The organism is Bacillus sp. FSL R5-0286 (assembly GCF_038593245.1).
Lineage (GTDB): Bacteria > Bacillota > Bacilli > Bacillales > Bacillaceae > Bacillus > Bacillus altitudinis.
In genome coordinates this window covers 1858246-1871073 of the sequence record NZ_CP151977.1, presented here as the reverse complement: position 1 = coordinate 1871073, position 12828 = coordinate 1858246, and the positions used below count along the sequence as shown (strand labels likewise).

Here is a 12828-nt window from a genome sequence, read left to right as displayed (position 1 = left end):
AGGCAGCGATGTTTGAACAAGTATTGATCGCCAATCGAGGCGAAATTGCCCGTAGAGTGATTCGGACATGTAAACGGCTCGGAATCAAAACCGTTGCCGTTTATTCAGAGGCTGATCAGCATGCACTTCATGTGCAAGAAGCAGACAGCGCCTATTATATCGGCGGCGCTAAAGTTTCTGAAAGCTATTTAAACATGGAAGCGATCATTAAGGTTGCCAAACAAACAAATGCTGATGCTATCCACCCGGGATATGGTCTTTTATCAGAAAATGCGGCATTTGCTGAGCGCTGCCGGAGCGAAGGCATTGCCTTTATTGGACCATCTGCACAAGTCATTCAGCAGATGGGAAATAAAATTGAAGCGAGAAAAACGATGGAACAAGCGGGCATCCCAATCGTTCCTGGTGTTTCAGCCCCACTCCATGATGCAGACGAAGGTGTTCATAAAGCACAGACACTCGGCTATCCCATTATGCTAAAAGCATCGAGTGGTGGCGGCGGGATTGGTATGCAGCTCGTCCGCAACGACGAAGAACTGCATCGAGCGTTTGAAGGAAATCAAAAAAGAGCACAAAGTTTCTTTCAAGACGGTACTTTATACATGGAAAAGGTGATTGAACACGCACGGCACATCGAAATTCAAGTTCTTTTTGATTCGTTCGGTCACGGCGTTCACTTATTTGAAAGAGATTGTTCACTCCAAAGAAGACATCAGAAAATTGTTGAAGAGGCACCAGCCGTCTGTCTTGAAGAAACGGTGAGACAGCAAATGGGACAGATGGCCGTCAAAGCTGCCAAAGCGATTGGGTATGAAAATGCGGGCACGATTGAATGTTTAGTCGATCAAAACCAGCAATTTTATTTCTTAGAAATGAATACGAGATTGCAAGTAGAACACCCTGTCACAGAAGAAATTACCGGGATTGACCTTGTCGAGGAGCAGCTAAAAATTGCCGCATTAGAGCCCCTGTCCTTCAGCCAAGAGGATATTCATCAAATTGGGCACGCGATTGAAGTTAGAATATACGCTGAAGACCCTGTGACATTTTACCCTTCGCCAGGCACGATCACTCGGCTTTCTACACCTGATGCCCCATATATCCGTCATGAGTCAAGCGTCACGAGCGGAAGTGTCATTACCCCATTTTACGATCCAATGATTGCGAAAATGATTGTGTACGGTGATACTCGAAAACTCGCCATAGAACGATTAAAAGCAGCATTACAAGCATATGAAATAGAAGGGATCAAAACCAATGTACCGCTTTTAAAGGAAATGGCCGAATCAACCGCCTTTTTACATGGCCGCATCACAACCGATTATCTGATGAAAAAAAGGGAGGAAAACCGTTCATGAAAACTGTCACGATACAAATGGCCGGAAACTTATGGAAGCTTCTTGTGAAACAGGGTGATGATGTGCAAAAAGGACAGGAAGTCGCCATCTTAGAATCGATGAAAATGGAGATTCCCATTGTTGCAGAAGAAGCAGGTGTGATCAGTAAAGTGTACAAGGCGGAGGGGGAATTTGTTGACGAGGGAGAGGTACTTTTGGAGCTGACAGAATAGGGGGAAAGCCGCATGGCATTACCAAAAAACGTGCTCATTAGAGAGGTCGGCCCGCGCGATGGACTACAAAATGAATCCGTTTGGCTGGACACAATGGAGAAGCGAACATGGATCCATTTACTCGAAGAAGCCCATCTTCCTTATATTGAAGTCACCTCATTTGTTCATCCGACATGGGTTCCAGCCTTAAAAGACGCCAAAGAATTAGCCCAATCATTAAACAAAAAAGAGGATATCACCTATGCCGCACTCATCCCAAATGAAAAAGGATTAGCTCATTTTTTTGAAGCAAACCTTGAGGTAGGGGCTATGTTTATCTCATCGAGTGAGACACATAACAAAAAGAATATGAATCGATCTATACAGGAAACATTGCCTGTGATCAAACAAATGACAGCCGATTTAAAAGCAGAAGGACGGCAAACGCGGGCCTATATTTCAACCGTGTTTGGATGTCCTTATGAAAAACAAGTGCCGATGGACCAAGTGCTGCGATTAACGGAACAGCTGCTGTCCTTCGGCATTGATGAAATATCACTTGGGGATACCATTGGGGAAGCCCATCCGCTGCAAGTAGAAAGACGGTTAGACCTTTTACTTGAACGCTTTCCTGCTGATAAAATCGCACTTCATTTTCATGATACGAAAGGAATGGGGCTTGCCAATATTTATACAGCATTAAAAGCCGGCATCACCATATTTGATGCCTCTAGCGGGGGGCTTGGCGGCTGTCCTTATGCACCTGGCTCCAGCGGAAACGTGGCGACAGAAGACGTGGTGCACATGCTTCACAAACTCGGGATCGAAACAAATGTCGACCTCCCTTGCTTGATTAAAGCGGCTGAATGGATTGAAGCAAAAGTGGATCGAACCCTGCCAAGTCACTGTTTACGCGCTTTTCAGTCTCACACTACTTGATAAAGGGTGAATCACATGACTTCATTGATCAATTTTTCAATACAAGATCACATTGGCATCATGACATTAAATAGACCAGCACAAGCCAATGCTCTCTCCGCTGCTATGCTAGAGGAAATCAACCAAACGATTCAAGAAATCAAACATGATGCAAACATCCGCTGTTTGCTCATGACAGGAGCTGGCGCTAAAGTTTTTTGCGCAGGAGCAGACTTAAAAGAACGGCGATTGATGACAGAACAAGAAGCCAAAGAAGCCGTTCTGACCATTCAGCAAACCTTTACAGACATTGAATCTTTGCCTGTTCCTGTCATTGCCGTGATAAACGGACACGCACTTGGCGGAGGTCTTGAGCTCGCGCTCGCCTGTGATCTCCGCATCGCAAGAGCGGGTGCAGCGCTCGGCCTGCCGGAAACAGGACTAGCTATCCTGCCGGGAGCAGGGGGCACACAAAGACTTTCGCGCCTGATCGGACCCGGGAAAGCGAAAGAAATGATCTTCACAGGCACTTCTTTACGAGCAGAAGAAGCCGTTCAAATTGGGCTGATTGAACGTATCTCTACAGCCGATTCACTGATGAATGATGCCATCACACTCGCAAAACAAATCACCAAAAATGGGCCGATCGCTTTAAAAGAAGCAAAACAAGCCATTCAATCCAGCCTTGATCACGATTTACAAACAGGGCTGACGAAAGAATACGAAGCTTATCTGCGGCTTATTCATACAGAAGATCGACTAGAAGGTCTCAAGGCTTTTCAAGAAAAACGAACGCCTTATTACAGAGGGAAATAGCAAGAAAGGGGAATGTTTATGATCGAAGAATATGAATTAAAAAAACAACGAATTGAAAAGGGCGGGGCAGAACGCTACCATCAAAAAAACAAAGAAAAAGGAAAATTATTTGTCCGTGATCGGCTCCATTTGTTGTTAGATGAGGATTCTTTCATTGAAGATGCCATGTTTGCAGAGTGCAAAGATGAACATTTACCAGCAGATGGTGTCGTCACCGGAACCGGGCGTATGAATGGGCAGACTGTTTGTGTCATGGCAAACGACTCTACGGTTAAAGCAGGATCGTGGGGTGTCAAAACAGTAGAAAAAATCATTCGAATTCAAGAAACGGCCGAGAAGCTCAATTGTCCTATGCTGTATTTAGTCGATTCTGCGGGTGCAAGAATCACTGATCAAATCGCAATGTTCCCAGGCAGAAGAGGAGCAGGGCGCATTTTTTATAACCAAGTCAAGCTGTCTGGGCGCATTCCTCAAATTTGTTTACTATTCGGTCCTTCTGCAGCCGGTGGTGCGTATATCCCTGCTTTTTGTGACATTGTCGTCATGGTCGAAGGAAATGCCTCTATGTATTTAGGCTCGCCGCGAATGGCTGAAATGGTGATCGGTGAAAAAGTATCGCTTGAGGAAATGGGCGGTGCGAAAATGCATTGTAGCATTTCTGGATGCGGAGATATATTAGCCAAAACAGAGGAAGAGGCCATTCAAATTGCACATGATTATTTAACCTATATGCCTGCCAACTATACAGAAAAACCAAAAACGACAGCAGCAAAAGCACCTAAACCATCTGAAATCACTATCCAAGACTTAATCCCTAAAGGCCAGAATACCCCATTTGATATGTATCAACTCATCGATTTACTGATTGATGAAGGGTCATTTTTTGAAATCAAAAAGCTGTTTGCCGCAGAGTTAATCACCGGCTTTGGCAGAATGAACGGTCAGCCTGTCGGTCTCATTGCCAATCAGCCAAGAGTCAAAGGCGGCGTATTATTCCACGACTCAGCTGATAAAGCCGCCAAGTTTATTCAGCTCTGTGATGCCTTTCATATCCCGCTGCTCTTTCTTGCGGACATACCAGGATTTATGATTGGAACAAAAGTGGAACAAGCCGGCATTATTCGTCATGGGGCAAAAATGATCTCCGCTATGTCAGAAGCGACCGTTCCGAAAATATCCGTCATCGTCCGTAAAGCATACGGAGCAGGACTATATGCAATGGCAGGCCCTGCTTTTGAGCCAGACTGCTGTCTCGCTCTTCCATCGGCGCAAATCGCTGTGATGGGTCCAGAAGCCGCTGTAAATGCCGTCTATGCAAATAAAATTGCAGAACTACCGCCCGAAGAGAGGGCTTCATTTATACAAGAGAAACGGAAGGAATACCAGGAAGATATGAATATCTATGAGCTTGCCTCTGAAATGATTGTCGATGGCGTCATCCCATTTGACCGTCTCAGAACGGAACTTTGTCATAGATTAGTAGCCTATTCATCGAAAGACATGACATTTACGAAACGAAAACATCCGGTCTATCCGGTCTAAAGGGGGCAGACCTCATGATCAACCAGAAACCAGAATGGATACCGGAAGAAAAGCAGAGCCAAAAAACACGTTTGTATCAGTGGATGAAATCTCTTGGTTTTTCTACGTATGACTCATTCTATCAAGCCAGTATTGCACGCACAGACTGGTTTTGGAGAGAAGCGGAAAAGGCGGTCGGCATTCAGTGGAAAAAACCATATGAAGCGGCATTAGGTCACCACTCATTGATGTGGCCGAAATGGTATCAGGGCGGCATACTAAACATCACCGAAACGGCTGTGGACAAATGGGCTGAAAAAGAAGAGACGAGGCATCAGTCCGCCATCATTTGGAGCAATGAAGCCGGTGAAGAAAAGAAATGGTCATTTCTCGAACTTCAAGAGAAAGTGAGCCGTCTTGCAGCTGGCTTTTTGAAAGAAGGACTTCAAAAAGGGGATGTAGCCATCATCTATATGCCAATGCTTCCAGAAACGGTCGCCGTCATGCTTGCCTTTGCAAAGATTGGTGTTATTTTCAGCCCAGTCTTCTCAGGCTATGGAAGCGAGCCACTCGCTGTACGCATTCGTGCGTCAGGCGCATCCATTGTCGTCACAGCGAATGAAATGATGCGGCGAGGGAAAACGATCAACATGCGGGAATGTGTGGCGGATGCCATCAACAAAACCACAACTGTGCAAAAAGTGATTGTGCACACTTCCTCTCATACCGGATATCAGGACGATGTCCTGCTGAATGATTTGTTAAAAGAACAGCCGTTCACCGGCGCGACCTATGTCACAAATGAAGACCCGCTGATGATCTTGTATACGTCAGGCACAACCGGCACACCTAAGGGAGCCGTTCATACACACGCAGGCTTTCCGATAAAGGCAGCTTTTGATGCCGGGCTATGTATGGATGTGGCAAAAGGAGACCGGCTGTTTTGGCTGACTGATATGGGCTGGATGATGGGGCCATTCCTCGTCTTTGGCGGCTTGATCAATGGAGCTGCCATCGTTTTATATGACGGCGCTCCCGATTATCCAGATGAGCAGCAGCTCTGGTCATTCATCCACGAGAAGAAAGTCACTCATTTTGGACTTTCCCCTACATTTGTTCGTTCTGCGATGCAGCAAACGATTGATGGGGTCGAGCTATCTCATGTCAAAGCCATTATTTCTACAGGGGAACCATGGAATGAAGCTCCGTGGCAATGGTTATTTCACACCATTGGTCAAAAGAACATTCCAATCTTAAATTATTCAGGAGGAACCGAGGTTTCTGGTGGCATTGTAGGCAGTACGCTGCTTCGCCCCATCAAACCGATTCTCTTTAATGCGGCAATCTTAGGAATGGCGGCAGATGTATACAATGAAGCTGGGCAAAGCGTGATGAATGAAGTAGGGGAGCTTGTGGTGAAAAAGCCATGGGTCGGCATGACATGTGGTTTTTGGAACGAACCGGAGCGTTATGAAGATACGTATTTCAAACGATTTGATGGTGTATGGACACACGGAGATTGGGTCATGCAAACAGAGGACGGAGAATTCCACATCACCGGCAGATCGGATGATGTCATTAATACAGCAGGGAAACGCATCGGGCCAGCTGAAATTGAATCCATCCTTACCTGGCATCCTGCCGTGCATGAAGCCGCTGTGATTGGGGTAAAGGATGAGGTGAAAGGGGAGGCGCTCGTCTGTTTCATCGTGACCAGTCCGCATGCTTTTGAAGAAGCAGCCCTTATCCAAGAGCTTTCAGCCTATGTTGGTTCACATGCCGGAAAAGCGCTCACACCAAAAGAAGTTCATCTCATTTCAGCTTTGCCGAAAACAAGGAATGGAAAAATCGTACGGCGTTTACTTAAAGGGGCGTATGAAAAGCAGCCTTCACCCGATCTATCTTCATTAGACAATCCAGATGTGTATAAGAGTCTGACCGAATACTTAAATAAGAAACAGAAAAAATAAAAAAAGACAGGATGGTTCCTGTCTTTTTTTATTGCACATGAAAATTCGTTCCATCTGTTGTCTCTTTCACAATCCCTGCCCGAATGACAAAATCGCCGAAATGTTCATTTTCTTCTCGTTCTTTTGCGTAGCGGGGGAGAATAGAGCCAAGTTCTTTTAGAATGTCTTCCTCACCCACATTTTCACGGTATAATTTACTTAATCTGCTGCCATCAAATGCGGCACCAAGATACATATTATACTTACCAGGTGATTTTCCGATAAATCCAATCTCTCCAAGCGCATGACGAGCACAACCATTTGGACAACCAGTCATTCGAATGGTGATTTCTTTATCACTTAATCCATTTTCTTCAACGATGTCTTCGATTTTATCAATCAATCGTGGAAGGTAGCGCTCTGCTTCAGCCATCGCTAAACCGCAAGTTGGCAAAGATACACAAGCCATTGAGCTGCGGCGCAGGGCAGAGTGCTGCTGGCCGTCTGATAAACCAAACTTCTGAATGAGCTGTTCGATTTGTTTCTTTTTATGAGTTGTCACATTCCCAATGATTAAATTCTGATTGGCGGTTAAACGGAAGTCACCTGTATGAACTTTGGCGATTTCGCGGATGCCTGTCATCAGCGGATAATCATCATAATCTGTGATGCGTCCGCCTTCCACAAACATCGTATAATGCCATCTGCCATTGATGCCTTTTACCCAGCCATAACGGTCACCGTTATGATCAAAGTGATAATCCTTTGCCTCTAAAAGAGTAAACCCAAGACGGCGCTCAAGCTCTTCTTTTACATTCTCAAGACCAAGGCGGTCCACCGTATATTTAAAGCGGGCATTTTTTCGCACGGAACGGTTTCCGTAGTCACGCTGAATGGTGATGACTTGTTTGGCAATTTCTACGACCTGTTCAGGTGTACAAAAGCCGATGACCTTTGCAAGCTGCGGATAAGTCGCTTTATCACCATGCGTCATACCCATTCCGCCGCCAATTGCGACATTAAAACCGACCAGTTGATCGTTTTCGATAATGGCAATGAAGCCTAGATCCTGCGAAAAAACATCAATGTCATTAGCAGGAGGGACCGCCACACCAATTTTGAATTTCCTTGGCAAATAAAGCGGACCATACATCGGTTCAACTTCCGTATCTGGCGTTGCCGCAACCTTTTCCTCATCAAGCCAAATCTCATGATAGGCTCTTGTTTGTGGGAGCAGGTCATCACTTAATTTTTTCGCCAGCTCGTATACATCATGGTGCACTTCTGATTGATAGGGGTTTGATGTACACATGACATTCCGGTTCACGTCGCCGCAAGCAGCAATTGTATCAAGCATAGTAGAATGAATGTCTTGAATGGTTTTTTTCATATTCCATTTTAAAATACCGTGAAGCTGAAAGGTTTCACGAGTCGTCAGCTTTAACGTACCGTTTCCGTATTTGTGAGCAAGCTCATCCATCACAAGCCACTGCTTAGATGTGGCGATTCCGCCAGGCAGACGGACACGCAGCATAAATTGATAGGCAGGCTCAAGCTTTTGTTTTTGTCGTTCATTTCTCAGATCACGATCGTCTTGTAAGTAGCTGCCGTGATGCTTCATCAGACGGTTGTCATCATCCGGAATTCCCGCTGAAATCGGATCGAGCATCACTTCTTTTAACGTACCCCGTAAATAATCACTTTTTTCTTTGATTTCCTCTACGTCGCTCGGAGGTCCATCCGGCGCTGTTAATGCTGTCTTCACCATGTAAGTAAAAGCTCCTTTCTTTCAAGCATCAAATCAATAAACGTCACGCTGATAGCGTTTTTGCTGCTGTAAGTTGGCAAGATAGCTTTCTGCTTTTTCTTTGCTCATCGCACCTTCTACTTGAATAATGGATAGAAGGGTATTGTGGACATCATGCGCCATATGCTTTTCATCTCCGCAAATATACACGTAAGCACCTTGCTCAAGCCAATCAAATAATTCTTTGCTTTGTTTCTTCATTTGGTGCTGGACATATACTTTTTCCTCAGTATCTCTTGAAAAAGCCACGTCCATTTTCGTTAAGACGCCGTCCTTTAACCACTTTTGCCATTCCGTTTGGTATAAGAAATCCGTCACAAAATGCTGATCACCGAAGAATAACCATGACTTTCCGTTTGCACCCAGTTCCTCACGTTCCTGCATAAATGAACGGAAAGGGGCGATGCCTGTGCCTGGTCCTACCATAATGATCGGTGCATCTGGATCTTGAGGAAGCTTAAAGTTTTGGTTGTGCTGAATATAAACAGGTAACGTATCACCTGGCTGCAGGCGCTCTGCACATAAAATCGAACAGACACCTTGGCGTTCTCTGCCGTGCGCATCATATCTGACAGCCCCTATCGTCAAATGAACCTCTTCGTCATTTGCTTTGAGACTGCTTGCAATGGAATAAAGGCGTGCAGGGATTTTTCTTAAAAGGGCTGTGAAATCTGCGGCGGTTCCTTCAAAAGGACCGAAATCACGAGCCGCATCTACTAAGTCCCGGCCTGCGATATATTCTTTCAGTTTTTCTTCGTTTCCTTCTTCTAAAAGGGCATGCAAGGATTCGCTTTTTGTCAGTTCAGCGATCTTTTGAAGAAGTGGTTTTGTTAAAACCGTGATCTCAAAATGCGAGGTGAGTGCTTCTTTTAAAGGAAGAGTGTCTCCATTTTTATGAACGGTGACGGATTCTTCTGCATTCCACCCGCATGTTTGAATCAGTTCGTCGACAAGCGCAGGATCATTTGTCGGATAAATGCCAAGGCTGTCACCTGGCTCATACACGAGACCTGAACCTTCAAGCGAAAGCTCTAAGTGACGTGTTTCTTTATTAGATCCACGCCCATTTAAGTTGATATTTTCAAGAACTTCAGCATAAAAAGGATTCGTTCTTGAATATTCAGAAACGGCCGTACTGTTGGCTCCCGCTGATTCTTGCGGCAGTGATACAGCTTCACCTTCACTCAAAGAAGAGGCAACACCTTGAAGCCATTCTGAAAACGGCTCATCATAATCAAGGTCACAATCCACTCGGTCAAACAGGCGAGTACCGCCAAGTTCTTCGAAGCGTTCATCAAATTCTTTTCCTGTCTGACAGAAGAATTCGTATGAACTGTCACCTAATGAAAGGACAGAAAAGCTTAAATGATCGAGCTTCGGCGCACGTCTGCCGTGAACATATTCATGGAACGAAAGGGCATTATCCGGCGGATCTCCTTCGCCATGTGTGCTGACAATGACCAGTAAATTGTTTATTTTTTTCAGATTATTCGGTTTAAAATCGGACATAGAAGAGAGCGTCACTTGAAAGCCTTTCTCTTCAAGATGCTGGGCTGTCTTTTTTGCTAACCCTTCGGAATTGCCTGTTTGCGACCCATAAAGCACGGTCACATCTTTGCTCACAGGCTGGGCAGATGCTGCGGCAGAAGGCGCCGGAGTGACAGCTTCTGAGCCGGCAAGCGTTGCCTGCGCTGATAAATAACCAGTAAGCCAAATTTTTTGCTGATCTGTTAAAGTCGGAAGCAGCTGATTGAGTAACTCTGCCTGCTCCTGGCTAAACGGACTGTTCAATACATGAAGTTGCAACAATATCCACCTCACAAGGAATATAAACATAGATTAATTCGATAGGAATTATATATATAGGTTCAATTTGAACTTTACCGAAAGTTTGCCATTAAGTAAAATATATAATATTGATTGTCATGATTAAGATTTCTAATAGCTGTGCAAGGTGAAATGAACATGTTTAGTCAAGGAGGTAATATGAGTATTATTAGAGATTTAGAAGATCCAAAAGTTAAGTTTAAGTTAGCAAAGAATGTGTCAATCCATAGAAAGGAATTAGAAAAATTAAATCTGAGTCAAATTTCTGATTTACGAATTTATGCGAAAGATAAATACGAAAGAGCTGCCAATTTTTCTACAAAAGCTTCAATTATTACAATAACAATTGTGCCAATATTTTTATTTTTGAATTCTTACTTTAATTCATATTTTAACTTTGGATTAAATTTTATTTCTAGAAAATACAATTCTAACGATCCGAAATTACTTGATAGCTCACATGAGCAGCAGAATGATTTTGATAAACTTTCATTCAGTATATTTGATACTTATTTATATTTTGCTTCAAGTATTTTAATAATTGTTTTTATCGTTCTTCTCATTAGAAGATTTGATGTTTCCAAAACAAATAAACTTTTCAATTTAATTGATGAAATATATGTAATGAAATTAAAACGAGAGGAAAAATTCCAAGAGGATTATAGACAATTGCAAAAGATAAGAGCTGTGAATTGGAAAGTAATCTCTTTTGGTTATTATTCTGATCGTTTAGAGATTTTGATGAAATCTCCAAATTTAAAAGAAGCTGAATTTTTTATGTTCTATGAATTAGACCATATTAAAGAAGTTGAAGTAATTTTGGGAATTAGTTAAAAATTAAATTCTCGATTATTCATCAAATAATACTCTTCTTATTGATAAGTATTATCATGATCTAATCATTATGGATAAGAATAAGTAGGAGAGTATGAGATGTTCTTAAAATTCGAACTGGGTTCTTATTGTTAAATAAAGAAAGGAGAAAAACCTTAAGGTTTTTCTCCTTTCTCAATTTACGCCGTTGGAAGTCCCATCACAGCTTTCACTTCTAAATATTCCTCGATACCGAAGTCTCCCCATTCTCTTCCGATACCTGATTGCTTAAAGCCTCCAAATGGGGCAAAGTAATCTGTTTCTGCATTGTTAATGGTGATTTGACCGGCACGAATATGTTCAGCGACATATTTTAATGTTTTTTCATCTTGACCAACAACATAGCCGGCAAGACCATACACTGTATCGTTGGCGATCTCAAGGGCATGATCGAGGTCTTGATACGTGATCACACTCATGACTGGCCCAAAGATTTCTTCTTGCGCAATGGTCATATCATTTTTCACATTGGTGAAAATGGTATGCTTGGCGAAATATCCTTTATCGATTCCGTCTGGCTTTCCAGTTCCCCCAGCAAGAAGGGTAGCACCTTCTTCGATTCCTTTTTCAATATAAGATTGCACTGTATCCCACTGTTTTTTAGAAACAAGCGGGCCAGTAGCGTGATCTTCTCTCGGATCACCAACTGTAAACTTCGGCAGGGCGTTCAGCAGCGCTTTTTCAAACTTGTCTTTCATTGATTCTGGAATTAGCACACGTGTAGCTGCAGAACACACTTGACCTGTATTCATCGCAATATGATGAATGGCTGTTTCTGCTGCTTCGTCCACATCTGCATCGTCTAAGACGATAAGAGGGGATTTTCCGCCAAGCTCAAGTGCTACTTTCTTCACATTGTCCGCTGCGTTTTCCATAATTTTAGAGCCGACGGCACCTGATCCTGTAAATGAAACGAAGTCAATATCAGGATGTGAGCTAATGCCGTCACCAATCACGTCACCCGTTCCGTTTACTAAGTTGAAGACTCCTTTCGGTACACCTGCTTCATCAATAATGTCTGCAAGAATCATCGCAGCAAAAGGGGTAATTTCCGCTGGTTTTAAGACAACTGTTGAGCCTGCCGCAATGGCACCCGCAATTTTAAGAGATGTCTGATTCGTCGGGAAGTTCCACGGTGTAATCAATCCACTGACACCAATCGCCTCTTTTATAATCGTATGTCCACCGCGGTCTTCGGTAAATGTATAAGATTTCAGTGCTTCCGCTGCTTTAGAAAAATGTTCATAACCCATTTTGTAATGAACTTCTTCGGATACTTTCAGCGGTGCACCAAGCTCTTTTGTCATCACTTCTACAAGCTCATCCTTACGTTTTTCGTACCCGCGCACAATGTTTTCCAGCATTTCTACTCGTTCATTTCGAGATGTTTTTGAGAAAGAAGGGAAGGCAGCTCGAGCTGCTTTGACAGCTTGATCTAAATCTTCTTTCGTTCCTAAACTAATGGTGCCAATGACTTCCTCTGTCGCAGGGTTAATGACCTCCGTCGTTTCGTTTCCTGTTGATGCGACCCATTCTCCATTAATAAAGTGTTTCTCTTGATTTCTCAT

Annotated in this window: 10 protein-coding genes; 7 read left to right on the top strand and 3 right to left on the bottom strand. The window is 43.6% G+C overall.

The genetic code is table 11. The features are described from left to right. Positions 1-8: 8 nt before the first annotated feature. Genes NST24_RS09485 through NST24_RS09460 form a run of 6 tightly spaced genes read left to right on the top strand, consistent with a single transcriptional unit; the run spans position 9 to position 6774 of the window. Positions 9-1358: an acetyl-CoA carboxylase biotin carboxylase subunit gene (locus tag NST24_RS09485; RefSeq protein ID WP_041507175.1), complete on the top strand. Its 1350-nt coding sequence runs from the start codon at positions 9-11 to the stop codon at positions 1356-1358. Next, positions 1355-1570, top strand: coding sequence for an acetyl-CoA carboxylase biotin carboxyl carrier protein subunit (locus tag NST24_RS09480; RefSeq protein ID WP_017367387.1), 216 nt, complete (start codon positions 1355-1357; stop codon positions 1568-1570). The genes NST24_RS09485 and NST24_RS09480 overlap by 4 nt, the downstream gene beginning before the upstream one ends. Before the next feature lie 12 nt (positions 1571-1582). Next, the gene (locus tag NST24_RS09475; RefSeq protein ID WP_342462611.1) at positions 1583-2488 is read left to right on the top strand and encodes a hydroxymethylglutaryl-CoA lyase; all 906 of its coding nucleotides are present in this window, start codon (positions 1583-1585) and stop codon (positions 2486-2488) included. Positions 2489-2503: 15 nt separating this feature from the next. Continuing rightward, complete coding sequence (locus tag NST24_RS09470) at positions 2504-3283, top strand: enoyl-CoA hydratase (RefSeq protein ID WP_047947138.1); 780 nt, start codon at positions 2504-2506, stop codon at positions 3281-3283. 18 nt (positions 3284-3301) lie between these two features. Next, entirely contained in the window at positions 3302-4825 is a 1524-nt protein-coding gene (locus NST24_RS09465; RefSeq protein WP_342462610.1) for an acyl-CoA carboxylase subunit beta, read from the top strand. 14 nt (positions 4826-4839) lie between these two features. Beyond that, positions 4840-6774, top strand: coding sequence for an AMP-binding protein (locus tag NST24_RS09460; RefSeq protein ID WP_342462609.1), 1935 nt, complete (start codon positions 4840-4842; stop codon positions 6772-6774). Positions 6775-6802: 28 nt separating this feature from the next. On the opposite strand, the gene cysI is transcribed toward NST24_RS09460, so the two are convergent. Then, the gene (gene cysI / locus NST24_RS09455) at positions 6803-8521 is read right to left on the bottom strand and encodes an assimilatory sulfite reductase (NADPH) hemoprotein subunit (protein WP_342462608.1); all 1719 of its coding nucleotides are present in this window, start codon (positions 8519-8521) and stop codon (positions 6803-6805) included. Positions 8522-8554: 33 nt separating this feature from the next. After that, complete coding sequence (locus NST24_RS09450) at positions 8555-10366, bottom strand: assimilatory sulfite reductase (NADPH) flavoprotein subunit (protein WP_342462607.1); 1812 nt, start codon at positions 10364-10366, stop codon at positions 8555-8557. Between the two features lie 159 nt (positions 10367-10525). On the opposite strand from NST24_RS09450, the gene NST24_RS09445 reads away from it, so the two are divergent. Beyond that, a complete protein-coding gene (locus tag NST24_RS09445; RefSeq protein WP_152668752.1) occupies positions 10526-11221 on the top strand; it encodes a hypothetical protein in 696 nt (231 codons plus the stop codon). Between the two features lie 179 nt (positions 11222-11400). Here the strand turns inward: NST24_RS09445 and NST24_RS09440 are convergent, their stop codons facing one another. Beyond that, complete coding sequence (locus tag NST24_RS09440) at positions 11401-12828, bottom strand: aldehyde dehydrogenase family protein (protein WP_135008810.1); 1428 nt, start codon at positions 12826-12828, stop codon at positions 11401-11403.